The organism is Nocardia amikacinitolerans, assembly GCF_900215415.1.
GTDB classification, from domain to species: Bacteria; Actinomycetota; Actinomycetes; order Mycobacteriales; family Mycobacteriaceae; genus Nocardia; species Nocardia amikacinitolerans.
This window is the reverse complement of sequence record NZ_OBEG01000002.1, coordinates 106,666-132,024: the sequence shown is the minus strand read 5'-3', so window position 1 is coordinate 132,024 and position 25,359 is coordinate 106,666. Positions and strand designations below refer to the sequence as shown.

General features: G+C 68.4%; 22 protein-coding genes. 13 read left to right on the top strand and 9 right to left on the bottom strand.

The features are described 5' to 3' along the window. Nucleotides 1-91: 91 nt before the first annotated feature. Entirely contained in the window at nucleotides 92-1,747 is a 1,656-nt protein-coding gene (locus tag CRP45_RS08930) for an acyl-CoA synthetase (protein WP_097244731.1), read from the bottom strand. 211 nt (nucleotides 1,748-1,958) lie between these two features. Beyond that, nucleotides 1,959-3,578, bottom strand: a complete 1,620-nt coding sequence (locus CRP45_RS08925; RefSeq protein ID WP_097244730.1) for an acyl-CoA synthetase — start codon at nucleotides 3,576-3,578, stop codon at nucleotides 1,959-1,961. A 241-nt stretch (nucleotides 3,579-3,819) separates the two neighbouring features. Between CRP45_RS08925 and CRP45_RS08920 the strand changes: the two genes are divergently transcribed. Then, the gene (locus CRP45_RS08920) at nucleotides 3,820-4,800 is read left to right on the top strand and encodes an acyl-ACP desaturase (protein ID WP_097244729.1); all 981 of its coding nucleotides are present in this window, start codon (nucleotides 3,820-3,822) and stop codon (nucleotides 4,798-4,800) included. A gap of 235 nt (nucleotides 4,801-5,035) precedes the next feature. Here CRP45_RS08920 and CRP45_RS08915 read toward each other — a convergent pair whose 3' ends face one another. From CRP45_RS08915 to CRP45_RS08905, 3 genes are all read right to left on the bottom strand, one after another. Beyond that, nucleotides 5,036-5,677 (bottom strand): hypothetical protein, encoded by a 642-nt coding sequence (locus CRP45_RS08915; protein ID WP_097244728.1) that lies wholly within the window; start codon nucleotides 5,675-5,677, stop codon nucleotides 5,036-5,038. A 1,186-nt stretch (nucleotides 5,678-6,863) separates the two neighbouring features. Next, nucleotides 6,864-8,087 (bottom strand): acyl-CoA dehydrogenase family protein, encoded by a 1,224-nt coding sequence (locus tag CRP45_RS08910; protein ID WP_067792003.1) that lies wholly within the window; start codon nucleotides 8,085-8,087, stop codon nucleotides 6,864-6,866. A 34-nt stretch (nucleotides 8,088-8,121) separates the two neighbouring features. Further along, a complete protein-coding gene (locus tag CRP45_RS08905) occupies nucleotides 8,122-9,516 on the bottom strand; it encodes an acyl-CoA dehydrogenase family protein (protein WP_372507913.1) in 1,395 nt (464 codons plus the stop codon). 739 nt (nucleotides 9,517-10,255) lie between these two features. Between CRP45_RS08905 and CRP45_RS08895 the strand changes: the two genes are divergently transcribed. Further along, nucleotides 10,256-11,221, top strand: coding sequence for an SMP-30/gluconolactonase/LRE family protein (locus CRP45_RS08895; RefSeq protein WP_097244725.1), 966 nt, complete (start codon nucleotides 10,256-10,258; stop codon nucleotides 11,219-11,221). Between the two features lie 47 nt (nucleotides 11,222-11,268). After that, nucleotides 11,269-11,796: a GNAT family N-acetyltransferase gene (locus CRP45_RS08890; RefSeq protein ID WP_245910029.1), complete on the top strand. Its 528-nt coding sequence runs from the start codon at nucleotides 11,269-11,271 to the stop codon at nucleotides 11,794-11,796. Between the two features lie 68 nt (nucleotides 11,797-11,864). Here CRP45_RS08890 and hisN read toward each other — a convergent pair whose 3' ends face one another. Together hisN and CRP45_RS08880 are read right to left on the bottom strand one after the other, a co-directional pair. Next, nucleotides 11,865-12,650, bottom strand: a complete 786-nt coding sequence (gene hisN / locus CRP45_RS08885) for a histidinol-phosphatase (RefSeq protein ID WP_097244724.1) — start codon at nucleotides 12,648-12,650, stop codon at nucleotides 11,865-11,867. Nucleotides 12,651-12,669: 19 nt separating this feature from the next. Then, on the bottom strand, nucleotides 12,670-13,260 hold the full coding sequence (locus CRP45_RS08880; protein WP_097244723.1) for an NADPH-dependent FMN reductase: 591 nt from the start codon (nucleotides 13,258-13,260) through the stop codon (nucleotides 12,670-12,672). A gap of 144 nt (nucleotides 13,261-13,404) precedes the next feature. Between CRP45_RS08880 and CRP45_RS08875 the strand changes: the two genes are divergently transcribed. The 10 genes from CRP45_RS08875 (at nucleotide 13,405) to smpB (ending at nucleotide 22,504) form a co-directional block, all read left to right on the top strand. Then, nucleotides 13,405-14,259 (top strand): helix-turn-helix transcriptional regulator, encoded by an 855-nt coding sequence (locus CRP45_RS08875; protein WP_097244722.1) that lies wholly within the window; start codon nucleotides 13,405-13,407, stop codon nucleotides 14,257-14,259. A 65-nt stretch (nucleotides 14,260-14,324) separates the two neighbouring features. Next, nucleotides 14,325-15,443: a peptide chain release factor 2 gene (gene prfB, locus CRP45_RS08870; protein WP_067792023.1), complete on the top strand. Its 1,119-nt coding sequence runs from the start codon at nucleotides 14,325-14,327 to the stop codon at nucleotides 15,441-15,443. 143 nt (nucleotides 15,444-15,586) lie between these two features. Beyond that, complete coding sequence (locus CRP45_RS08865; protein WP_097244721.1) at nucleotides 15,587-16,444, top strand: mechanosensitive ion channel family protein; 858 nt, start codon at nucleotides 15,587-15,589, stop codon at nucleotides 16,442-16,444. Next, nucleotides 16,431-16,589, top strand: coding sequence for an Rv3103c transmembrane domain-containing protein (locus CRP45_RS35385; RefSeq protein ID WP_483869971.1), 159 nt, complete (start codon nucleotides 16,431-16,433; stop codon nucleotides 16,587-16,589). The genes CRP45_RS08865 and CRP45_RS35385 overlap by 14 nt, the downstream gene beginning before the upstream one ends. Before the next feature lie 143 nt (nucleotides 16,590-16,732). Next, nucleotides 16,733-17,422 carry a cell division ATP-binding protein FtsE gene (gene ftsE / locus CRP45_RS08860; RefSeq protein ID WP_097244720.1) on the top strand — a complete coding sequence of 230 codons (690 nt, stop codon included), beginning with the start codon at nucleotides 16,733-16,735 and terminating at the stop codon, nucleotides 17,420-17,422. Further along, on the top strand, nucleotides 17,422-18,324 hold the full coding sequence (gene ftsX, locus CRP45_RS08855; RefSeq protein ID WP_067792032.1) for a permease-like cell division protein FtsX: 903 nt from the start codon (nucleotides 17,422-17,424) through the stop codon (nucleotides 18,322-18,324). Before ftsE ends, ftsX begins: the two co-directional genes overlap by 1 nt. 141 nt (nucleotides 18,325-18,465) lie before the next feature. Beyond that, nucleotides 18,466-20,370 (top strand): DNA helicase RecQ, encoded by a 1,905-nt coding sequence (gene recQ, locus CRP45_RS08850; RefSeq protein ID WP_425436925.1) that lies wholly within the window; start codon nucleotides 18,466-18,468, stop codon nucleotides 20,368-20,370. Between the two features lie 109 nt (nucleotides 20,371-20,479). Continuing rightward, nucleotides 20,480-21,562 carry a metallophosphoesterase gene (locus CRP45_RS08845; protein ID WP_097244719.1) on the top strand — a complete coding sequence of 361 codons (1,083 nt, stop codon included), beginning with the start codon at nucleotides 20,480-20,482 and terminating at the stop codon, nucleotides 21,560-21,562. Between the two features lie 164 nt (nucleotides 21,563-21,726). Next, the gene (locus CRP45_RS33260) at nucleotides 21,727-21,963 is read left to right on the top strand and encodes a WLR motif membrane protein (RefSeq protein WP_143861391.1); all 237 of its coding nucleotides are present in this window, start codon (nucleotides 21,727-21,729) and stop codon (nucleotides 21,961-21,963) included. 67 nt (nucleotides 21,964-22,030) lie between these two features. Next, nucleotides 22,031-22,504 (top strand): SsrA-binding protein SmpB, encoded by a 474-nt coding sequence (smpB, locus tag CRP45_RS08840; RefSeq protein WP_043729939.1) that lies wholly within the window; start codon nucleotides 22,031-22,033, stop codon nucleotides 22,502-22,504. Nucleotides 22,505-22,576: 72 nt separating this feature from the next. Here the strand turns inward: smpB and CRP45_RS08835 are convergent, their stop codons facing one another. Together CRP45_RS08835 and CRP45_RS08830 are read right to left on the bottom strand one after the other, a co-directional pair. Further along, nucleotides 22,577-23,875, bottom strand: a complete 1,299-nt coding sequence (locus CRP45_RS08835) for an ABC transporter substrate-binding protein (protein ID WP_245910027.1) — start codon at nucleotides 23,873-23,875, stop codon at nucleotides 22,577-22,579. 50 nt (nucleotides 23,876-23,925) lie between these two features. After that, nucleotides 23,926-25,230, bottom strand: a complete 1,305-nt coding sequence (locus CRP45_RS08830) for an ABC transporter substrate-binding protein (protein WP_097244718.1) — start codon at nucleotides 25,228-25,230, stop codon at nucleotides 23,926-23,928. Between the last annotated feature and the right edge of the window lie 129 nt (nucleotides 25,231-25,359).

The window sequence follows — 25,359 nt, the reverse complement described above, 5'->3', positions numbered from 1 at the left end:
GCGCAAGCCTAATACGAGCAGACCGGACGGTCGACAGCTCGCGCGGCGCCGATACTCGACGAATACCGGCGCCGCGCGCGCGATCACGGGATCAGTTCTCGATCTCCATCTCGATCAACGGCTTGCGCAGCAGCTTGCCGGTGGCGTTGCGCGGCAGTTCGTCGAGGAAGATCACCTCGCGCGGCACCTTGTAGCGGGCCAGGTTCGCCTTGACGTAGTCCTTGATCTCCTGCGGATCGCGTTTGGAGTCCGGGCCCGGCACGACGAACGCGCGCAGCCGCTTGCCGTACTCGCGGTCGTCGACGCCGACCACGGCGGCCTCGAAGATGTCCTCGCGCCCGGCGATCAGGTTCTCCACCTCGAGCGGGAAGACGTTCTCGCCCCCGGAGACGATCATGTCGTCGTCGCGGCCGTCGATGTAGAGCAGGCCGTCGGCGTCGAAGTGCCCGACGTCGCCGCTGGACATCATGCCGTCGACGATTTCCTTGGTCCGGCCGTCGGTGTAGCCGCTGAACGCGAATCCGTTGTCCACGAAGATGGTTCCGGTGACGTTCGGCTCGGTGATCGGCTTGCGGTTCTCGTCGAGCAGCACGATGCGGATGCCGACGGGCGGACGTCCCGCGGTGGTCGGCGACTTGCGCATGTCCGCCGGGGTGGCCACGGTCATCACCGCGCACTCGGTGGAGCCGTACAGGTTGTAGAGGCTGTCGTTGAAGTGGTCCAGCGTGCGGGTGACCACGTCGGGCGCGATGGCCGAGCCCGCCGCGAAGATCACCTTGATGCTGCGCACGTCGTACTTGGCGAGCACGTCGTCGCCGAGATCGAGGATGCGCTGCAACATGGTCGGCACGACGACCAGCGAGTCCGCCCGGTACTTCTCGATATTGGCAAGCGTCTGCTCGGGGTTGAAGCGGCGCTGCTGGAAGACGACACGGTTGCCGAGCGCAAGACCGATGGTGAACTGGGAAAGGCCGGTGCCGTGGAAGATCGGCGCGGCCATGATCATCGTGCCGTTGGCGGGCAGCGGCACCCGGTCGACGAACTGCGCCGAGGCGAACGGGCTGACCCGGTCGCGCGGCGCGCCCTTCGGGGTGCCGGTGGTGCCGCTGGTCAGGATGACCATGCCGCCCGGCTTGGCCGGGGCGGGCAGCGGCGCGGTGGACCGGCCCGCGGACAGCGATTCGACGGTCGGAATCGACGGGTCGGCGTTGTCCTTCTCGTCGACCCAGGTGAGGATGCGCGGGATCTCGGCGGGGATGGCGCTCATCAGGTCGAGGAACTCGCTGTCGTGCAGCACGGCCTTGACCTTCTCGCGGGTGGCGACGTCGGCGAACTGCGGCTTGGCGAACCCCGTGTTCATCAGGACCGCGCGAACGCCGAGCTTGCCCGCGGCCAGCAGGCTGAGGACCATGCCGCGGTGATCGCGCGCCAGCACGGCGACGACGTCGCCCGGCCGGATGCCCTGAGCTTCCAAACCGCGCGCGAAGGCGTTGGACTGGTCGTTGAGCTGGCCGAAGGTCAGTTCGCCGCGCTCGTCCACGATGGCGGCCGCGTGCGGCCTGGCCTGCGCGGCGTGCATGACGACGCCCGCGAACGGACCGAACTTCAGCACGTTGAACGCCGAGCGCGCCGCGTGGTCCGGGCGCAGCGGGTTGAACAGACCCCGCTTCACCATGACGTTCACGCCGAGTGCGAGGTCACCGGCCTTGCGAACGGAACCGCCGAGCGCGGGAAAGGACAAAGACATAAGGGACAACCTTCCGCGGTCCAGCCACCGGGACTCGGGGTGGTGTGGACCGCAACATCGAGATCCAGTGCTGGCGCTAACAATAGCAAGCAACTGTTACCGAGTGTGTCATCCATCTCACCGCGCGGAGGACTTCGCTTTCGAGTACCACTCGGGTCGCGAATCGGGTTGCGCCGCAAGGGCACCGATTCGCGACCCGATCCGGTCGGCCTTAGATCTGGTACTCCACGAGCACCCGGCGCAGCAGCTTGCCCGTGGGGTTACGCGGCAGATCGTCGAGGAAGACGACCTCGCGCGGCACCTTGTACCTGGCCAGGTTGTCCTTGACGTAGGCCTTGAGCTCCTCGCCGTCGGGCGTGTGGCCGGGCTCCGGGACGATGAAGGCGCGCAGCCGCTTGCCGAACTCGACATCGTCCACGCCGATCACCGCGGCGTCGAACACGTCGGGACGCTCCAGCAGCAGGTTCTCCACCTCCTGCGGGAAGACGTTCTCGCCACCGGAGACGATCATGTCGTCGTCACGGCCGTCGACCATCAGCAGGCCGTTGTCGTCGAAGTGGCCGACGTCGCCGCTGGACATGTAGCCGTCGATGATCTGCTTGTTGCGGCCGTCGGTGTAGCCCTCGAACGGCGCGCCGCTGCGCACGAAGATGCGCGCGGTGACATTGCGGTCGGTGACCAGCTGGTCGTTGTCGTCGTAGAGCCGCACATCGCAGGTGATCGGCGGGCGGCCGACCGTGCCGGGCGCCTGCGCGAGCTCTTCCGGCTTGGCGATGGTGGCGATCGCGACCTCGGTCGAGCCGTACAGGTTGTGCAGCACCGGACCGAAGACCTCGGCGGCGCGCACGCACAGCTCGGGCGAGAGCGCGGAACCGGCCAGCACGATGGCCTTCAGCGAGGAGGTGTCGTACTTGGCGCGCACCTCCTCGGGCAGCTCGACCATACGGTGCAGCATGGTCGGCACCGCGACCAGCATGTCGGCCTTGTGGTCGGACACCATCTTCAAGGTGGCCTCGGCGTCGAAGCGGCGGCGCATCACGATCTTGTTGGACAGCACGGTGCCGACCAGCCAGGTGCCGAGGCCGGTGCTGTGGAAGATCGGCGAGACGATCACCATCGTGCCGAACTTCTGGAACGGGATGCGGTCGACGAACTGCGCGGTGGCCATCGGCGTCACCTTGGTGCGCGGCGCGCCCTTGGGCAGACCGGTGGTACCGCTGGTGAGGATGATGAAGCCGCCTGGCTTGCTCGGCGCGGGCAGCGGCTCGGTGGAGTTCGCGGCGATCAGGTCGTCGAAGGTCTGCGCGCCTTCCGGCAGCTGGGCGCCCTCGTCGACCCAGGTGAGGTAGCGCGGCAGGTCGGCGGGCAGCGCGTCGAGCAGCCCGAGGAACTCGCTGTCGTGCAGCACCGCCCTGACCTTCTCGCGGACGCACACCTCGGCGAACTGCGGCTTGGCGAAGCCGGTGTTCATCAGCGCGATCCGCGCGCCTAGTTTGCCCGCGGCGATCATCGACATGATCAGCCCTCGGTGGTCGCGCGCCAGCACGCCGATCACGGTGCCCTCGGTGATACCGGCCGCGTGCAGACCGCGCGCGACGGCGGTGGACTGCTCGTCCAGCTCGCGATAGGTCAGCTCGCCGCGTTCGTCGGCGAGGGCGACCCGGTCCGGCGCGATGCGCGCGGAATGCCGCACCAGGGCCGCCTGCGGGCCGAATACCTTGGTCTCGCGCATGGTGCGCAGAGTTTCCAGCGGTGCCTTGGGATCGCTGACTCCACGAGACCGCAGCACTCCCAGGGCTTTCACGGTTTCCAGCGCACGCGCCACGCTCACTCGAACTCCTCCACTGAACACTCGCGTCGGCACTCGACCTCGCGATGCGGCTATGTGGATGCCTACCGTAGCAGCGAACGTGTCATGGGTCACATGTGAAGACGACAAAGCGGACAATGGTCCTGTGTGACGTGGCATCGCCGGCGCGGGTCTCCCCGGGCGGCGCCAGTGGCTCGCTCCCGCGGCCTCGCCACCCGCCCGAGCCGACGCACGACACCCGCCGCCCGGATGGGACACCGACATGTCGAGAAATCTGACCCAACTGGAATTGCTGATCGAGCTGGAGCCGGTCGTCGAGCGCGAACTGAATCGGCACCTGTCCACGGCCAAGAACTGGCACCCGCACGACTACGTGCCATGGGGTGAGGGCCGCAACTACGCCGCGATGGGCGGCGCCGACTGGGAACCGGAACAGTCGCGGCTGTCCGAAGTGGCCAGGGCGGCCATGGTGGTCAACCTGCTCACCGAGGACAACCTGCCCTCCTATCACCGCGAGATCGCCGAGGGCTTCTCCAGGGACGGGGCATGGGGCACCTGGGTCGGCCGCTGGACCGCCGAGGAGAACCGGCACGGCATCACGATGCGCGACTACCTCGTCGTCACCAGGGGAGTGGACCCGGTCGCGCTGGAACACGCCCGCATGGCGCACATGACCAAGGGCGCCGACACGCCCGCCGCCTGGGACGCCGACACCAACGCGCTCTACGGTCTCGCGTACGTGACCTTCCAGGAGCTGGCCACCCGGGTGAGTCATCGCAACACCGGCAAGGTCTGCGACGACCCGATCGCGGACAAGATGCTGCAACGCATCGCCGCCGACGAGAACTTGCACATGGTCTTCTACCGCAACATGTGCGAGGCGGCCCTCGAGCTCACGCCCGACCAAGCGCTGGAGGCGATCTCGATGATCGTGCGGAGGTTCCGTATGCCGGGCGTCGGCATGCCGGACTTCCGTCGCAAGGCGGCGCTCATCGCCAAACACGGAATCTACGATCCCCGCCAGCACTTGGACGACGTGGTGATGCCGGTATTGAAGAAGTGGAACATCTTCGGCCGCACCGACTTCGGACCTCGCGGCGAGCAGTGCCGAGAGGAGCTCGGCGCGTTCGTCGAGCAATTGGATCGGGACGCCGCGCGGTTCGAGGAGCGGCGCGATCGGATACTGATGGCGGAGGCGGCGCGCCGATTGGCCGCCGAGACAGGGGATTCAGGGCGAGGCTGAGCCCGTAGCGATCGTCTCTTACGGCGGAAGCAGCTCGAAGACCGGCGGCCGAGACGAGAGGTGCCGGGCGGCCATGCCCGGGCGGTGCGGCGCTGGCCCGAATCGTCAGGCGCGCCGCGCGCGAGCGCGTAAGTCTCTGCGGCGCTGGGCCATTGCCGCGCGGCGGGATGCGCGTGATGGGGCAAGCTGACCGGTTCGTCGCGGCGGCGCGGTGGCCGCCGCGACGAACCTGGGATCAGTTGTAGACCGCGCCCATCGAGGGAACGGAGACGGTGCCGCGCTGGTACTGGTACCCGTCCGGGTTGGCGTCGCTGACCGGGACCGACCAACGGTGCCACAGGGTTCCGTACACCGCGGAGACGATCATGCCGGGGCCGAGGTCGAGCGCCCTGGAACGGATGGTGGTGTCCACCGGCACGTCCTCGTGCTCGAAGAGCACCTCGGTGCCGCTGCGGCCGTTGGACAGATTGACCCACAGCGCTTCCATTTTGGCGCCGCCTTGGTTCGGCGAGATGGTGCCCGGGCCGCCGAAGAAGCCGAGGCGGAAGCCGTCGACGCCCAGCGCGATGCCCGACCCGTACACGCCGGGACCCTGGCCACGGCCGATGTCGGACTGCGCCGGAATCTGGAACGGCTGGGCGGGCAGCGCGACCTCGCTCTTGGCGGGCAACCGGTCCCGCTCGGCGAGCAGCCGATCGATCGCCTCCTCCGCCATCGGATTACCCTCGGCGGCCTCCCGCAGCTTCTGCACCGCGATGCCCCAGTCCACCATCGGGACCTCGGGCTCCGCCGCCGCGCTTCCGCTGAACACCGTTGCCAGCACGGCCGAAACGGCCGCCGCCGCGGTGAGATGACGCTTGAAACTCAGTCGACGCATAACCAATCTCCTTGCCAGAGTCCTTGGTACAGCCTTACTGAAATTCGTCCGCTGACTCGCGGTAACCCTCGAGACCCTAACCGATCCCCCAACCCCCTCCGCCAGCCCACCCCCGCACGCGCGCGGCAGCGTACGGTCGCCGGTCGCCGAAGCATGCGGCACAAAGAAACCGGTGCGGTCCACCCAACCTCGCACCGGCTGAGTTGTCCGGATGTACGGCCAGAGCCGCTCCCTGGCTTGCGTTCTCCGTTCCGGAAAAATGGTCGATGCATAAGGGGCGACACGGCGAAACGATGAGATTCATTGGGGCACAGTCTGTTCCCATTGTCGGGTAAGTCACTTTCCGATACCGTGTACGACGGTGCGCGGCCCAGCCGCTTACCTGCGCAGAACTATGAGTTGAGGGGGAATCATCCATGAGCACAACTGCTTCGAGCAGGTACGTACGCCGGTTCGGTCTCGGTGCTATGGCGGCCGCTGGGGCCATGGTGCTCGCCGCGCCCACCGCCTCTGCGGCTGAAGCCCGCTTGACGATGTCCTCGGACAACGGGACCTATTCTGTCTGGTCGACCTATTCACTAACGGTCACAGCGGACCCCGCAATGCAAGGGACAGCGACCTTCTGCACCACCGTCGATCGCATAACGACCTGTTACAAGCCGATCCAATCATCGAACGGCATCGCGACCATGCAATGGACACCGTCTAAACAGGGCACATATGAGATCGAGGCCAAGTACGTTTACGCCGCTCCGGACGGGCCCAACGGTAGTTACGGACTCCGTGCTCGTGCGACCATCCGTGTCTACTGCCCTGGCCATCAAGGGCAGTCGTGGAACTGTCCGCGCCCCTGACGACTATCCGGTCGGTACGGGTTGCCGGTTTTAGTCTCCAGTCACCCGCACCGGTAAACTCTGCTAGATATACGTGCTCATCGGCATGGGCATCCGCTCACTGGCCAATTGGTGACAAAGAATCCGGGGCGGCTCGCTAATCAGTGGGCAACTCAGGTGGCTGCACGAGCATGACATATGCGTAGACGAGGCAATCGACATATGGTCGGAATCGGCCGATGACGCCCAGTGACGGTCCAGCAGAGGGCGATCTAGTTGTGTGCCTCGGTCGGCGACAGAAAGACCGGTGCGGAGCCACCCAACTCCGCACCGGTCTTTCCTTGTGCGACTGGCTACTTGAGCTCGGCGCTGGTCTTACCGAGCACCCGCCGCGCGACGATGAGCTGCTGGATCTGCTGCGTCCCTTCGAAGATGTCCAGAATCTTCGAGTCGCGGCCCCACTTCTCCAGCAGGGTGCGCTGGGAGTAGCCGATGGTGCCTGCCAGCTCGACGGCCTTGAGGGTGATGTCAGTGCCGGTGCGGCCGGCCTTGGCCTTCGACATGGAGGCTTCCAGCGAGTTGGGCTTCTTGTTGTCGGCCATCCACGCCGCGCGCAGCGCGAGCAGGTAGGCGGACTCGTAATCGGCTTCCATGCGCAGGAATTCGGCCGCGGCGGCGTGCTGGTTGATCGCCGGGGTGTCGTAGGAGATCTCGATACCGGCGGCGGTCAGGATGGCGCGCAGCTCCTCGAGCGCGGCGCGCGCCACGCCGACGGCCATGGCCGCGACCAGCGGACGGGTGTTGTCGAAGGTCTGCATGACCCCCGCGAAACCCTTCTCCACGTTGACTTCCGGGCTGCCGAGGATGTTGTCGGCGGGAATCCGGCAGTCCTGCAACAGGAGCACGGCGGTGTCGGAGGCCTTGATGCCGAGCTTGTGCTCGAGCCGGGCCACCGAGAGACCGGGAGCGTCGCGCGGCACGACGAACGACTTGATCGCCGCGCGGCCGAGGCTCTTGTCGACGGTCGCCCACACCACGATGTGGGTGGCGCGCTGACCGGCGGTGACGAAGATCTTCTCGCCGTTGAGCACCCACTCGTCGCCGTCGCGCACCGCGGTGGTGGTGACGGCGGCGGAGTCGGAGCCGAAGGACGGCTCGGTGATGGCCATCGCGGCCCACACCTTGCCGAAGCGCTTCAGCTGCTCGTCGGTGGCGACGGCCGCGATGGCCGCGTTGCCAAGGCCCTGGTAGGGGATCGACAGCATCAGGCCGACGTCGCCCCACGAGGTCTCCAGGGCGTTCAGCAGCGCGGACATGTTGCCGCCGTTGGTGTTTCCGAGCAGCTCGGTGGCGTGCGCGTCGGACTCGTCGGAGCGGCCGCCCGCGGCGCCGCCGATCTTCTGGGTGCCGGAGTCGGCGAGGCCCTCGACCATGGCGGCCATGGTGTCCAGTTCGACCGGGTAGTCGTGCTCGGCGAGGTCGTACTTGCGCGAGATCGGCCGGAAGATCTCCGAGGCGACCTGGTGAGCCTGGTTGGCGCTGGCCCGCAGCTTTTTGGGGAGTTCGAGATTGATCATTGTGGAAGGTCTCCTGAAGGAAGGAACGAGCCGATCAGATGAGCACGACACCCTCGGCGACGCCGATGGCCCGCAGATCGCGGTACCAGCGCTCGACCGGGTGTTCCTTGGTGAAGCCGTGGCCGCCGAGCAGCTGCACGCCGTCCAGACCGATCTGCATGCCCTTGTCGGTGGCCAGCTTGCGGGCCAGCGCCGCCTCGCGGCCGAAGGACAGGCCCTGCTCCGCGCGTGACGCACCCCGCAGGGTCACGAGCCGCAGGCCATCCAGTTCGATGGCGATGTTGGCGACCATGAACGCCACCGCCTGGCGGTGCGAGATCGGCTCGCCGAACGCCTCGCGCTCGTTGACGTAGGGGATCACGTAGTCGAGCACGGCCTGGCCGGTGCCCGCGGCGAGCGAAGCCCAGCCGAGGCGCGCGAGGCGCACCGCGTCGGCGTATTCCTCGGCGCGGGTCTTGGCGTCGCCGTCGCCGAGGACGGCGTCGGCGGGGACCGCCACGTCGTTGAGCAGCAGGCGGCCGATGCCCGCGGCGCGCAGACCCATGCTCGGATCGGCCTCCACGACCAGGCCCGGCGCGTCGGACTCGACGATGAACAGGGCGGGACGGCCGTCGAGCTCGGCGGCGATCAGGAACAGCTCGGCGTCCGCGGCGGCGGGCACCAGGCTCTTGACGCCGTTGAGGCGGTAGCCGCTCGGCGCGCGGGTGGCCTTGGTCTGGAGGGCGAACGGATCGAACAGGGCGCGCGGCTCGTTGATCACGACCGAGGCCTGCGGCACGTTCTCGCCGGTGAAGGCGGGCAGGTAGGTCTTCTGCTGGGAATCGGTGCCCCACTGGGAGAGGGCGACGGCGACGCCGCTCGGCGCCAGGATCGGCAGCGCGAGGCCCATGTCACCGTGCGCGAGCGCCTCGGCGACCATCGAGTTGGTGACCGCGCCGCGTTCGGAGGCCGCACCCTCGAGCTCCTCGGGCACGTTGATCAGGGTGATGCCGAGTTCCGCGGCGCGCTCGAGCAGGTCGCGCGGCGCCTTGGCGGAGTGGTCGGCATCGTGTGCCGCGGGCCGCAGGATCTCGGCGGCGAATTCGCGCACGGTCTCGACGATCATCTGCTGCTCGTCGGACGGGGTGATGTCGAAGAGGTCCTTCTTCTTCGACTCGTTGTCCGCGAGGCGCTTGGGGGCGCCGCCGCCCGCGACCTTGTTGAACGCGCGGGTGGCCGCACCCAGGGTGCGGAAGCCGGTCTTGGTGCCTTCGTAGGTGACTCGCTCGATCGGCTTGCGCAGGTTGTACTTCTCGGCGAGCTCGGACCCGGTGAGGGTCGTCATGACCCGCATCGCCGCGCCCATCCAGTCCCGCTTGGGCTGGTTGAGGCCGACGGCGGACGTGTCTGGACGTCGCGTCGTTGCGCTGTCTCGAGTGCTCATCATCACCTGTTTTCTCGGATGGGTGGGGTGAGGTCTTGTCCCAGCTATCTTACTCCTGAGTAAGGCTATCTTACTCCAGAGTAAGAAGACCGTCGAGCGGGTGTCCGAGTTGATGGTGCCTGAGGTTGCGGGCGCTTGCTGGACGGTTGACCGATTCACCTCTCGATCCCAGGTGTGCGCGGTTTTTTCAGTGATACCTCACGATTGCCCAATAGTGAAACGAATGTGCTTCACAACCCTGCGGATTCGGCTACGGTGGCGGCACATCGTCTGCCCCCGAAATGGAGGTCTTGTTCATGAAAAGGCTTGTGGTAACAGCCGGGTTCGCGTTGGTGATGGGATTGGGCGCACCAGTCGCGAGCGCCGCGCCCGGACTGCCCTTGACGCCCATCGATGTAAATCCGGGCGGCCCACCGCGCGTCGATTTCGGTTCCGGCGCACCGGTCTTCGACTTGGGCTCGGGTGAGGCGGGGACGGGCATCGACCTCGGTTCGGGCGAGGTCGGGATCCCGTCCGGGTCGGCGGGTTCGGGGTCCGGTGGGTCCGGTTCGGCGTCGGGATCGGGGACCGGATCCGCGCGGCCGGGTAGCGCGGGCTGATGCGGGCGGCTCTGCGGGGCCGCCGTCGCGCGGTGGTTCCGCGGAGTCGACCGCTGTTTCGTCGAACCGAGGCTCGGACCAGATGGACGAGCGCCGCCCGTGACAGGCTCGCGCGAAAACGACTCGGGAGCATTAGCGTATGCCGCATGTCTTCAGGGATGGGGAGTAACCGTTTCGGCGCAGCGCTCTTGGCGATCGCGGCCGGAATGGTCATCGGAACACCCACGGCGAGCGCCGATTTCGTGCCCGCGTCGTGTGCGCAGGGGTGGGTCGCGGAGACCGTGGTCGAAGGTGTCGGGAATCTGGAGAATCTCGACAGCGACGGTGCGGGCGGGTTCTACGTCACCGGCATCCTCGACGGATTCCTCGCCCATGTCGACGCGTCCGGCCGTTTCGAACCGCTGCTCACCGGGCTCGACCACCCGGCGGGCGTCCGCGTGGTCGGCCGCTCCGTGTACTTCCTGACCGGCGACGGCCTCGACGCCCCGCCGGGCACGTTGCAGCGCTACGACATCGATACCGGCGCGGTCGAGGTCCTGCTGACCGGCCTGAACGGACCGAACGGCCTGCTGGTGCTCCCCGACGGGGACCTGCTGTTCACCACCATCGGCATCAAGGCGCCGCCGACCGGCATCTCGCGCTACCGCCCGTCCACGGGCGAGTACACCAAGACGTGGTCGGCGCTGCCGCTGACGAACGGACTCGCGCTCGCCCCCGACAGCCGGTCGATCTTCACCGACAGCCTGGAACTGAAGATCTTCCGCATCCCGCTGGACGCGCCCAACAGCTGGAGCGTCGTCACCGGCATTCCGCAGCTGCTGGCCCTGCCGGACGACATGGAGGCCACCCGCGACGGCCTGCTGTTCGTCGCCGACCACGCGCTGGGCGCGGTCTACCAGGTCGACACCGCCACCGGCGCGGCATGCGCGATCATTTCCGGCTTGATCAAACCGGGGCCGTTCCGCAATCCGCCGGACGGCGCGACCTCGGTGCGCATCGTGCGCGACGGCGACGGTTGGGCGCTGTACGTCACGAGCATGGACGGCGCCCTGCGCCGCTTGCGCCCGCCGCCCGGTCTCGACCTCACCCCCGCGGACGAACGGCGGCGATAGCCGGAACCTGCGCCTACGGCGTCCCCGCGCCAAGTAGGTTGGCGGGCATGGTGGATTCCCGAGCGCTCGAACCCCTCGAGATGGTTCCGGCGACCACGGCCGACGCCGCACCCATCATCGCCATGCGCGATGGCTTGGCGCGTTGGATGGTGAACAACGGCATCGCGCAGTGGCTGCCCGGCGAGTACCCCGTCGCGATCCTCGCGCGGGAGGCGGCGCGCGGCGAATGGTACGTGCGGCGCGAGCCGACCGGCGAGGTGCTCGCCGCCGTGCGGCTGATCTGGCACGACCCCGACTTCTGGGGTCCCGACGAGATCGAAGCCGGGTACGTGCACGGACTCATGGTCGCGCCGGGCCACCGCGGCCGAAGTCTCGGCGCGCGCGCACTCGCGTTCTGCGCCGAACGTACGCTGGCGCGCGGTCTCGACCGCCAGCGGCTGGACACCGCAGCGGACAACCGGGCGCTCCGGAAGTATTACGCCGCACAGGGTTTCACCGAGCTGCGGGAGACAACGCTGCCGCCGCAATTCCACGGCACCGATCGCGTCGTCCTGATGGAGAAGCTGCTGAGCTGATCAGGCGTACCTCCGCATTCGCTCCGGCCATGCGCGGGCTGTTGGCGGACTGCGTCCGGCTGCGTCCGCTAGTGCGCGAAGCGGGACAGCACCGCCTCGTGCAACAGCCCGTTCGTCGCGACGGCGTCGCCGCCGTGCGGTCCCGGCGCGCCGGACAGCGAGGTGAACACCCCGCCCGCCTCGCGGACCAAGATGTCGAGGGCGGCCAGATCCCACAGCGACACTTCGGGTTCGGTGGCGATGTCGACCGCGCCCTCGGCGAGCAGGCAGTAGCTGAAGAAATCGCCGTAGCCGCGCACTCGCCACACGTCGTCGGTGAGCGCGAGGAAGTCCTCGCGCATACCACGCTCGCGCCAGCCGGACAGGCTCGAGAAGGCGAGGCTCGCCGAGTCGAGCTCGGCGACGGCGGACACCGAGATCGGGTGCGGCGCACCGGGATGGAACGTGGTCCAGGCGCCCGAACCGGCCGCCGCCCACCAGCGCCGCGCCAGCGCGGGCGCGCTCACCACGCCGACCACCGGTACCCCGTCCTCCAGCAGCGCGATCAGGCTGGCCCAGATCGGCACGCCGCGCACGAAGTTCTTGGTGCCGTCGATCGGGTCGACCACCCACTGCCGTCCGGCGAATTCCGCGTCGCCGCCGAACTCCTCGCCGAGCACCGAATCCTGCGGCCGTTCGTGCGTCAGCGTGTGGCGGATCGCCCGCTCCACCGCGAGGTCGGCGTCGGAGACCGGTGTCAGGTCCGGCTTCGCGTCCACCTTCAGGTCCAGCGCGCCGAACCGCGCCTTGGTGATCGAGTCGGCCGCGTCGGCCAGCCGCAACGCGAGTTCCAGATCAGAGGAGTGAGCAGCCACGTCCGCAAACCTTAGCGGTTCATGCGGCGACCGATGCCGTCCGCGCCGCGGCCAGCGCGCCCGCCCACCACCGCAGCCGGTCGAGCATCGTCTGCGCGGCGGCGGCGGGCTCGTCCGGTTCACGCAACCGGCCCGCTTCGTCGAAGAGCAGGTAGTAGCGCGGGAACGACACGTACTCCCGGACCGTGTGCGCGTTCAGCTCGTTGAAGACCTGTCGAAGGTGCTCGATCGCCAGCAGCCCGCCACTGCCACCGCTGTAGCCGACGAACCCGATCGCCTTGGCGTCCCACTGGGTGAAGTGCCAGTCGATGGCCGCCTTCAGCGCGGCCGGGTAGCTGCGGTTGTAGTCGGGAGTGACGATGACGTAGGCGTCGGCGGCGGCCAGCCGCGCGCTGAGATCGACCATGCCCTCAGGGCGTGGCGGGTTCGGTTCCATGGCGGGCGGGACAGCGGGCAGCGCGAGCGGCAGGTCCGCGTCGGCGAGGTCGATCACGTCGACCTCGAAGCCGCCGTGCCGAGCGGCCTGCTCGGCGAACCAGGAGGCCACCGTTGGACCGAACCGTCCTTCCCGGACACTGCCGATGATCACCGCGAGCCTGAGTGACGACATTGCTGTTCTCCTTGTGCATCGAGTGCGGCCGGTGCGACCGCCATGTCTCACTGTGCTGGGGTACGGAAGGAGCTGGAAGGCCGCGCGGAGAGTGGTAGCGGCAGGGCCACCCTCGCGGCGGCCACCGCTTGTACCGTTCGAAGGGTGAGCGACAACGAGCTTGGCCTGTTCCTGCGCAGCAGGCGCGAGGCGGTGACTCCCGCGCGTGTCGGCCTGCCCGCCGGACCGCGCAGGCGCACCCCCGGACTCCGCCGCGCCGAGCTGGCCACCCTGGCCGGGGTCAGTGTCGAATACATCACCCGGCTGGAGCAGGGGCGCGACCGTCATCCGTCGCCGCCGGTGCTCGCCGCGCTGGCCGACGCGCTCCAGCTCGCGCCGAGCGAACGCATCCACCTGCATCGCCTGACCAAGACCGACCCCGGCTTCACGTGCATGGGCGACGCGCAGCCGAACCGCCAGGTGCGCGCGACCGTGCGCGCGATGCTCGATCATCTGGACCCGGCGGCCGCGGTCGTGATCAACCGGCTCGGCGAGGTGCTGGCCTGCACCGACGGCTACCGCAGGCTGATGGGTCCGACGGGCCTGCTCGACGCCGACCCCTTCGCCAACCTCGCGCGTTTCGTCTTCGCCGACCCGCGCGCCCGCGAGGTCTATCCGGACTGGGACCACGTGGCCGACCAGCAGGTCGCGACGCTGAAGCAGGGTCCGTTCCGTGCTGACCCGGCCATCGCGGCGCTCGCCGACGAACTCACCGTCGTCGCGGGCGACGAGTTCACCGACCGGGTGGCGAGCGTGCCGAGCCTGCCCGCCGCCACCGGCATCACCCGGCTCGCCCACCCGACGGCCGGTCCGCTGCGGCTGGCCTACGAGACCCTCGACCTGTTCGCCGACGACGACCAGCAGATCATCGTCCACCTCCCCGCCGACGACGCCACGGCCGCGGCGCTGGACGCGTTGGCCGGTCGCCGCCCGGGACAGCTGCGCGCGGTCTCCGGTTGAGGTGTGCCGGGAAATCGCGGGCGCGCTTTTCGTGGTATCGACCGGGACCGGTAGCCTAGTAGACCGTGCATCCTGATGTTTCCGCTGATCTCGCCGAACTCGACGCCACGCTGAAGACGGTCGAGTCGGTCCTCGACATCGAGGAACTGCGCCGCCGCATCGACGAGCTCGAGCACCAGGCGGCGGATCCCGACCTGTGGAACGACCAGGACCACGCCCAGCAGGTGACCAGCGAGTTGTCCCACGCGCAGGGCGAGCTGCGCCGGGTCGAGGAGCTACGCCAGCGGCTCGACGACCTGCCGGTGCTCTACGAGCTGGCCGAGGGCGAGGAGGGCGAGGCCCGCACCCAGGCCCTCGCCGAGGCCGACGCCGAACGCGCCGCGCTGCACGGTGACGTGGAGGCGATGGAGGTCCGCACCCTGCTCTCCGGCGAGTACGACAAGCGCGAGGCGCTGGTCAACATCCGCTCCGGCGCCGGTGGCGACGACGCCGCCGACTGGGCCGAGATGCTGATGCGCATGTACATCCGCTGGGCGGACAGGCACAAGTACCCGGTCGAGGTGTACGACACCTCCTACGCCGAGGGCCAGGGCATCAAGAGCGCCACCTTCGCGGTCAAGACGCCCTACGCCTACGGCACCCTCTCGGTCGAGATGGGCACCCACCGCCTGGTGCGGATCAGCCCGTTCGACAACCAGGGCCGACGCCAGACGTCGTTCGCCGAGGTCGAGGTGCTTCCGGTGGTCGAGACCACCGACCACATCGAGGTGCCCGAGACCGAGATCCGGGTGGACGTGTACCGCTCCTCGGGGCCCGGTGGTCAGAGCGTCAACACCACCGACTCCGCGGTGCGCATCACGCACATCCCGACCGGCATCGTCGTCACCTGCCAGAACGAGAAATCCCAACTCCAGAACAAGATCTCGGCCATGCGCGTGCTCCAGGCCAAGCTGCTGGAGCGCAAGCGGCAGGAGGAGCGCGCCGAGATGGACGCGCTGAAGACCAACGAGGGCGCGTCCTGGGGCAACCAGATGCGCTCCTACGTGCTGCACCCCTACCAGATGGTCAAGGACCTGCGCACCGCGCACGAGGTGAACAACCCGACCGCCGTGCTGGACGGCGACATCGACGGTTTCATCGAGTCCGGTATCCGGTGGCGCATGCGGGAAAGCCAGAACCAGTGAGCTGTTTCGGCAGTCGCGGCACGCGGGAGCAGGCGAATTAGTTTGTGGTGCGTGGCATTCCGGTGCGACGCGCGGCCCGGAACGGTGCTCCGTTGTAGCCTGTCTGGCGTGCGTGTCGCGGATGGTGTGAAACGGCAACAGGGATGGTCGCGGTGATCGCGGCGGCGTCCGCCGCGGATTCCACGGCGTGGCTGCGTTCCAGCGGCCTGGAGATCGTGCTGCTGATCCTCGGCGCGATGTTGTTCAGCCGATTCGCCACGTTCGTGCGCGACCGGGTCACCAGCAAGATCGACGCCGGATTCCGCAGCAGCGACGCGCTCGTGCGGACCGAGGCGGCCAAGCATCGGCACGCGCTGGCCCAGGTGCTCACCTGGGTGGTGCTGACCATCGTCTACGTGCTGGTCGGCATGGAGGTGTTGCAGCGTCTCGGCTTCGCGGTGACCGGACTCGTCGCGCCCGCCGCGGTGCTCGGCGCCGCGCTCGGTTTCGGCGCACAGCGCATCGTGCAGGACATTCTGGCCGGGTTCTTCCTGATCACCGAGCGGCAGTACGGATTCGGTGACGTAGTTCGCATCGCCGTGACTGGAGCCGCGGAGGTGGCCGAGGGTACGGTCGAGGACGTCACGCTGCGGATCACCACGTTGCGCAACGCCGACGGCGAGGTGATCACCGTGCCGAACGGTCAGATCGTGAAAGTGACCAATCTGTCGAAGGATTGGGCGCGCGCCGCGATCGACGTTCCGGTGGCGGCCAGCGCCGACATCACCCGGGTGAACGAGATATTGCACAAGGTAGGAGCCGAAGCGTTCCGCGACCGCAGGCTCGAGCCGCTGCTGCTCGACGAACCCACCGTGATGGGCGTGGACGACCTCACGATGGACCAGATGAACATCCGAATGGTTGCCCGGACGTTGCCGGGTAAGCAGTTCGAGGTCGGACGCGAGCTGAGGGTCCGAGTGGCCGCGGCCTTGCGCCGGGAAGGTATCAGTGAAACCACGTAAATCGACCGCGATCCTCGGGGCAGCCTGGATCGCGACATTCGTGTTGTACCTGTTCGTCAAGCCTGATCAACCGGCTGCGATCGGGATCACCCAGGTCGTGAACGCCGTACCGGCAGTGGCGAATACGGAGCAGGCCGGGAAGTAGCCGCCGCTCCGGGCTGGATGGTAGCTGCGTATCTCGGGTGGATGCGCGGGTTTAGCTGCCAGATGGCTGGAGCCGGACGAAGTCCGTCCGAAAACATGCGCCGGGCCGAGCGCAGGCGAGGCAGCCGCTTACACTGGCTCCCCGTGATCACCATGCGGAACGTCACCAAGTCGTACAAGACGTCGACGCGACCCGCGCTGGACAACATCACGGTCGATGTGAACAAGGGCGAGTTCGTCTTCATCATCGGACCGTCCGGTTCAGGCAAGTCGACCTTCATGCGTCTGCTCCTCAAGGAGGAATCGCCGAACGCGGGGGAGATCCGCGTCGCCGACTTCCGAGTCGATCGGCTACCCGGACGCAAAGTGCCGAAGCTTCGCCAGCGGATCGGCTGCGTGTTCCAAGACTTCCGGCTGTTGCAGCAGAAGACGGTCCAGGAGAACGTCGCGTTCGCCCTGGAGGTGATCGGCAAGCGCCGCCAGTTCATCGACCGCACGGTGCCCGAGGTGCTGGACATGGTCGGTCTCGGCGGCAAGGCCGACCGGCTGCCCAGCGAGTTGTCCGGCGGTGAGCAGCAGCGGGTCGCCATCGCGCGCGCGTTCGTGAACCGGCCGCTGGTACTGCTCGCCGACGAGCCGACCGGCAATCTGGACCCCGACACCAGCGGCGACATCATGATGCTGCTCGAGCGCATCAACCGCACCGGGACCACGGTGGTCATGGCCACCCACGACAACCACATCGTCGACGCGATGCGCAGGCGGGTGGTCGAGCTCGACCGCGGCCGCCTGGTGCGCGACGACGCGATCGGCGTGTACGGAGTGGATCGATAATGCGCGCGAGTTTCCTGTTCAGCGAGGTCGCCACCGGTCTGCGCCGGAATGTGACGATGACCGTCGCGATGATCCTGACCACCGCGGTGTCGCTGGCGATGCTCGGCGGCGGCCTGCTGTCGGTGCGGATGGCCGACAAGACCGAGCAGTACTTCACCGGTCGCCTCGAGGTGCGCTTCTACCTCGACGAGAACATCTCCGCGAACGACCCGGACTGCGCCACCGATCCGTGCCGCTCGCTGCTGGCCGACATGAAGAACACCTCGGGCGTGGTCAGCGTGCAATACCTCAATCGCGCCGCCGCGCTGGAGGAGGCGAAGAAGCTCTTCGCCGATCAGCCGGAGATGGTGCAGTACATCTCGGAGACGCCGCTGCCCGCCTCGATGCGGGTCAAGATGACCGACGGCGACCAGTACGAGCGGATCTACGACAGCTATCACGCCCGCGAAGGCGTGCGCACCGTCGCCAACGACCGCGAGTTCGTCGACCGGCTGCTGCGGCTGTTCGACGGCCTGCGCAACGCGGCCTTCGGCCTCGCCGTGGTGATGGCGCTCGCGGCGCTGTTGCTGATCGCGAACATGATGCAGATCGCGGCGTTCACCCGGCGCACCGAGGTCGGGATCATGCGGTTGGTCGGTGCGACGCGCTGGTACACCCAGCTGCCGTTCCTGCTCGAGGCCGTGGTCGCGGCGGTCGCGGGTTCGGTGCTGGCGATCTTCGGGCTGCTCGTCGCCAGGCCGCTGGTCATCGACCGTGCGCTCGGGCCGCTGTTCGACAGCAATGTGTTCCCGCGGATCACCGGGGACGACATCGCCACGGTCGCGCTGACGATTCTGCCTGTCGGCATCCTGGTCGCTGCCGTGGCCGCCTACGCCACGCTGCGGTACTACGTGCGCGAATAGGACGACGTCCGGCGGGCGGGCGGTGTGCGCGAGCGGGCCGCCGCGCCCGGCGGAATCGGTTTGTCCCCATGTGGAGAACTCGGCCCATACGGCCGGATTCAGCGTGCAGCGGCGGCGCGATGGTCGGGGGTCGCTCGTAGGATGGGCGGCGTGAATCCCCCCGAAGCCCTCCCCGTCGACGTGACCGGCCCAGGCGCTCCCGCGAGCGCCGAAAGTGCTGCGGCGCAAGAGGTTCTACGGTCGCGGGAGGTGCTGAGCCGGGTCTTCGGGTACGACAGTTTCCGCGGCGACCAGGCCGAGATCGTCGAGCACGTGATCGCGGGCGGGGACGCGCTGGTGCTGATGCCGACCGGCGGCGGCAAGTCGCTGTGCTACCAGGTGCCCGCGCTGGTGCGGCCCGGCGTCGGCGTGGTGGTCTCGCCGCTCATCGCGTTGATGCAGGATCAGGTGGACGCGCTCAGCGCGCTCGGCGTGCGCGCGGGCTTCCTCAACTCGACGCAGTTTCCCGACGAGCGGCGCACGGTGGAGGCGCAGTTTCTCGCGGGTGAGCTCGACCTGCTGTATCTGGCGCCGGAGCGGCTGCGACTGGAGTCGACCGCGCAATTGCTCGATCGCGGCAAGGTCGCGCTGTTCGCCATCGACGAGGCGCACTGCGTGTCGCAGTGGGGCCACGACTTCCGCCCCGACTACTTGGGCCTGTCGATGCTGCACGAGCGCTGGCCCGACGTGCCGCGCATCGCGCTGACCGCGACCGCGACCGAGAAGACCCGCGACGAGATCATCGAGCGCCTCGATCTGGGCGGGGCGCGGCGGTTCGTCGCCAGTTTCGACCGGCCCAACATCCAGTACCGGATCGAGCCGAAGAACCGGCCGGAACGCCAGCTGCTGGAGTTCATCCGCGCCGAGCACGCCGGTGACGCGGGCATCGTCTACTGCCTGTCGCGCAATTCGGTGGAGAAGACGGCGGCCTTCCTCAACGAGAACGGTATCGGCGCGGTGCCGTATCACGCGGGTCTGGACAACCGCACCCGCGCGGTGAACCAGGCGCGATTCCTGCGCGAGGACGGGCTGGTGGTGGTCGCCACCATCGCTTTCGGCATGGGGATCGACAAACCCGACGTGCGTTTCGTCGCGCATCTCGATCTGCCGAAGTCGGTGGAGGGCTACTACCAGGAGACCGGCCGCGCCGGACGCGACGGTCAACCGTCGACCGCGTGGATGGTCTACGGACTCAACGACGTGGTGCAGCAGCGCAGGCTGATCGACTCCTCCGAAGGCGATGCCGCGCACCGCAGGCAGCTGCAACTGCACCTTGACGCCATGCTGGCCCTGTGCGAGACCGTGGCCTGCCGTCGCACGCAGCTGCTCGCCTACTTCGGGCAGAGCGGTCTGCCGTGCGGCAATTGCGACACCTGCCTCACCCCGCCCGAATCCTGGGACGGCACGGTCGCCGCGCAGAAGTTGCTGTCCACCGTTCTGCGCCTGAAGCGTGAGCGTGGTCAGAGCTTCGGCGCGGGTCATCTGGTCGACATCCTGCTCGGCAAGAAGAACCCCAAGGTGCTCCAGTACGACCATCACGAGCTCAAGGTCTTCGGCATCGGCACCGATCTGCGCGATACCGAATGGCGCGGGGTCATCCGGCAGCTGCTCGCGCAAGGGCTGCTCGCCGTGCACGGCGACTACGGCGTGCTGACGCTGACCGAGGCCAGTCAAGAGGTGCTGTTCGACGGCCGTCAGGTGCGGTTGCGCCGCGAGCCGGAGCGGGTCGGCAAGCCGGTGCGGTCTGCCAAGACGGCCAAGGCGGCCGCGGCGGTCGACCTCGCGGCCGCCGATGTGCCGCTGTTCGAGAAGCTGCGCGAATGGCGCGGCGCCACCGCCAAGGAGCAGGGCGTCCCCGCCTACGTCGTCTTCCACGACGCGACATTGCGCGAGATCGCCACCCGCAAGCCGGCGAGCCTGGCGCAGCTGGGCGCGATCGGTGGCATCGGCGAGAACAAGCTCGCCAAGTACGGCGAGCAGGTGCTCGAGGTGCTCGCCGCGGAGTAACGGCTCCCACTCTTCGGTGGGCGAACTGTGAAATAGTGCCCCCTCAAATCGACGGCTCCGCCGGTATCGGCCAGGATGGTCGGGGATATCGGAGTGGCGGAGGATCGGCATGAGTGGTGGGCAGGGGATCGGTCGTCGGGAACTGCTGGCGGGTGCCGCCGCGGTGGCGGCCGGGGCGTCGTTGGTCGGGCTGACGCCCGCTCGAGCGGTTCCGGTCGCGGCGGGCGTCACCAAGTTCGGGCTCCCTGCCGAGGACGCCGTGCGCGTGCTCGTCACCGGCGACGCGGGCACCGGCACGCGCGCGCAGTGGGCGGCCGCCGACGCCGCCCGGGCCTTCCACGCGCGCGAGCCGTTCTCGCTGGCGGTCGGCCTCGGCGACAACATCTACGACAGCGGCCCGAACGGCGGCGCCGACGCGCAGTTCGCGAGCAAGTTCGAGCACCCGAACGCCGGGCTGGACTTCCCGTGGGCGATGGTGCTCGGCAATCACGACACGAGCTCGCTCATCGGCGGGGACGGCGGCTGGCTGCTGCGCGGCAACCACGAGGTCGAGTACCACGCCAATTCGCCGCGCTGGTGGATGCCCAGCCGCTACTACTCCGTTCGGGTGCCCGAAGAGCAGCCGGTGGTCGAGTTCTTCGTGCTCGACCTCAACCCGCTCGCCGCCTACCTGCCGCCGCTGTTCGCGCCCTACTGGGCGGTCGACGGCGAGTTCATGAACGCGCAGCGCGCCTGGCTGGATCGGGCGATCGCCGAATCGCCCGCGCGCTGGAAGATCGCGTGCACGCACCACCCGTATCTGAACAACGGCCCGCACGGCGACGCGGGCAACTACGAGGGCCTGTCCATCGAGCCCATCAACGGCGTGCACGTGAAGCGGTTCTTCGAGGACCACGTGGTGGGCAAGTGCCACTTCATCCTGTCCGGCCACGATCACTCGCTCCAGGTGCTCGAACCCACCGCGGCGACCAAGGGCACCCGCCAGCTGGTGTCTGGCGCGGCCGCGAAAACCGTTGGCGCCGAGCCGCGGGTGACACCGAGCGGCGCCGGGACGCCCGCGCTGTACGAGACCTACCACCAGCTGGGCTTCATGGTGATGGACCTGACTCCGGGTGCGGTCGATCTCCGGGTCGTCACCGTGGATCCGGCGACGAGTGCGGGCAGCGAGGTGTTCGGCCGTCGGCTTGCCTGACGGGTGCGGGTCGCCGGACTCGGCATTCCCGCGCGGATCGGGACACGGTTTCTCACAAGCCGAGCGCGGCCGAAACCACGTGGTGAGCGGCCGAACGTCACCGAATCACAACACCCCGAGGGGTTGCGCCGGTAACTTCCCGCCGGGGCGGTTACCGTGCAGGCATGGCACCCGGTGATGGCCCGCCCGAAGGCGGTCCCGAAACGTCCGGCGGATCGCCGCCGCCCGACACCCCCGCCCTAGCGCCGCACGGCCCGATGGACGACGCGGTGGAGTCGGTGTGGCTCGGTCGCCGGCGCACTCCCGTCCACCTCGGCCGCCCGCGCCTGTCCACCCTGCTCATGCTCGCCGCGTTCGTCGCGGTCCTCGTGCTCTACATCGCGCTGCGACCCGGCGGCTGACGGTCTCGCCCGGCCGTAGCCGGAGCGCGGAATAAAACGGTTGCCGCGTCACTTAGAGTTGACCGTTATGAAGGAAAAGGGGCGCAAGGTCATCGCGACCAACCGCCGGGCGCGGCACAACTACACGATCCTCGACGTCTACGAGGCGGGGATCGCGTTGGTCGGTACCGAGGTCAAGAGCCTGCGGGAGGGCAAGGCCTCGCTGGTGGACGCCTTCGCCACGGTCGACAACGGCGAAGTGTGGCTGCGCGGGCTGCACATTCCGGAGTTCAGCCACGGCACCTGGACCAACCACGCGCCGCGCCGCGTGCGCAAGCTGCTGCTGCACAAGCGCGAGATCGAGCGCCTGGTCGGCAAGTCGCGCGAGGGCAACCAGACGCTGGTGCCGTTGTCGATGTACTTCTCCGACGGCAAGGTCAAGGTCGAGCTCGCGCTGGCCAGAGGTAAGCAGGATTACGACAAGCGCCAGGATCTGGCGCGGCGGACCGCCGAACGCGAGGTCACCAGGGAGCTCGGCCGCCGGGTCAAGGGCATGCGCTGAGGCTTCGGCCGACGGTTGTCGACGAACCCCTGCCGCGATCGAACGATCGCGCCAGGGGTTCGTCCGTTCACGTCACAACCGCGCGCACGGTCCGTGCAGCGTCACCCGTTGCAGCGTCGGCCCGCGGAAGTCGGGCACGAGCGTGCGCGACCCCAACGGCGCGTTCGCGTCGGGCACACCGATGACCGCCTGCTGTTTGGTGAGGTCCGGTTCGCCCGACCCGTAGTTGTGCACGGCGGCCATGCCCTCCGAGTCCACCGACAGCCCTTCCAGCGCGCCGCGCACACCCGCGCGGGTCAGGTCGCCCGCCGCTTCCGCGCTGCTGAGCACCGCCTTCATCGGATAGGACACGGCCCAGCCGAGGTTGTAGCCCCAGTTGGTCGGCGGCTGCAAGGCGGCGGCGCGGGCATGCTGAGCGCCGATGCTGCGGCCGTCCCAGCCGTCGTAGGGCGAGGTGTAGTTGTACAGCGAGGTGATCGCCGCCGCGGCGGGCGTCTTCAACAGGGCGCCGTTCCAGGTCGGGGTGGAACCCAGGAATCGGCCGTCGTAGCCGCCCGCGACCAGTTTGCCGATGATCTCGGCGGTTTCGGCGGGACCGGTCGCGAGCAGCACGACCTCCGGCGGGTTGGCAAGGATCTCGGCGACCGGTCCGTCCTGGTTGCCGACCTCGGCGTTCGGGCCGGTGTCGATGCGCGCGTTGACGATCGCGTTGTTCTCCGAAGCCCAGCGCAGCGCGCCGTTGGCGTAGTCGCCGCCGTAGTTGCCTCGGAAGGCGACGACCGCGATCGTGCGTGGCCTCGACTGGAACTGGGCGAACCAGTCCAGGCCCATGATCGCTTCGGTGCAGTACGAATACCCGGTGTCCAGCACCAGGTTTCGATCGGTCTCGCGATACTGCCAGCCCGACCACAGGGTGCCCGCGCCGGTCAGCAGATCGACGGCGTCCATCTCCGGCAGCACCGAAAGTGTCTGCGCCGTCCCGAAACTCATCGCCAAAGCGAGGACGTTCGGTTCGATCTCGTGGAACTTCTCGCGGTGCAGGCCGGGGTCGTAGGCGGTGTCCCTGGCGTATGTCGTGATGTCGACCTCGTAATTGCCGATGCCGCCTGCCTTGTTGACCTCTCGCCAGAAGGCCAGCTGGCCGTCGTTGAGCGCCTTGCCGAGCGGGGCGAACGGCCCGGCCTCCAGGTCGGAGAGCACGCCTAGGTAGATACAGCCCTTGCTCTTGTCCACCGCCTGCGGGCACGGCGCGCTGGTGACGCCCTGTCCCGTCTCGGTCGATGCCGACGAACAGGCCGCCAGTGCGAAGCCCATGGCGATCGCGGCCGCGGCGGCGCGGAACAGCCCGCGGCGGCGGCGGATTGGTACCAAAATTCTCTTCCTTCGATCCAGACGAACGCGTTGCTCGGTGGCCCGCCGGTTCACAGCCGGGCGCACGGCCCGTGCATGGGCAGTTGCGGCAGGGTCGGTCCGCGGTAGTCGGTGGTCACCGTGCGCGAGCCTAGCGGCGCGGACGGGTCAGGGGCACCGATCGCGGCACGCTGGGCCGCGTAATCCGGTGCGCCCGCGTTGTAGGTGTGCGGCGCGGCCATGCCCTCGAAATCGACGGTCAGCGCGTCCTGCGCCGCGCGCACGCTCGCCCGGTTCAGCGGGCCCTGTTCGGCCGCCTTCGTGAGCAGTGCCCGCATCGTGTATGAGCCGGCCCAGCCCAGGCTGTAACCCCAGTTCGTCGGCTCCTGCGGCGCGGCGGCGCGAGCCCGGCGAGCGCCCGTGCTGCGCCCGTCCCAGCCGTCGACGGGCGAGGTGTAGTTGAAGAGGGCCGAAAGTGCGGGCCCGGCTGGGGTTTTCAGCAGCGCGCCGTTCCAGGTGGGAGCCGAGCCGAGGAAGCGTCCGTGGAAGCCGCCCGCGACGAGTTTGCCTATGATCTCCGCGGTTTCTGCGGGGCCGGTGGCCAGCAGCACGAGATCCGGTGGGTTGGCGAGGATCTCGGCGACCGGCCGGTCCTGGTTGCCGACCTCGGTGTTGGGTCCGGTGTCGACCCGCGAGGTGACGGTCACGTTGTTGTGCGCCGCCCAGCGCAGCGCGCCGTTGGCGTAGTCGCCGCCGTAGTTGCCGCGGAACGCGACGACAGCCACGTTGCGCGGCCGGTACTGGTGCTCGGTGAACCAGTCGAGACCCATGATCGCTTCGGTGCAGTACGAATATCCGCTGTCCAGCACCAGATCCCGGTCCGTTTCGCGATACTCCCAGCCCGACCACAGCGTGCCCGCCGAGGTCACGATGTCCGCCGCGTCCATCTCCTGCAGCACCGCGAGGGTCTGAGCGGTGCCGAGGCTCATCGCCAGTGCGAGCACGTTCGGCTCGATCTCGCGGAATTCCTCGACATGGCGGTGCGGATCGTAGGCGGTGTCCCTGGCGTAGGTCGAGATGTCGACCTCGTAGCCGCCGATCCCACCCGCCTTGTTGACCTCGGTCCAGAACGCTGTCTGCCCGTCCTGCATCGCCCTGCCGAGCATGGCGAAAGGTCCGCCGCCGAGGTCGGAGAGCACGCCGAGATAGATACAGCCCTTGTCCCTGTCGATCGCGTTCGGGCACGGCGCGCTGGTGACGCCGGGGCCGGTGGTCGCACTCGGCGTCGAACACGCCGCGGCCAAGACGATGCCGACGATCATCGGTACCGCCGCGGCGTGGAACAGACGACGACGTCGTCTGCTGGTGTTGCCCATTATTGCTCCCTGTCCCAGCCGCCGGTCGATCCAAATCCGGTACGGCCGAACAGGAACAGTACCGGGCAAGGGGTCGCCGAGATGGTGATTTCGCGGTTGCGGTGGGGTCGCTTGGGGGGCCTTCTGGGG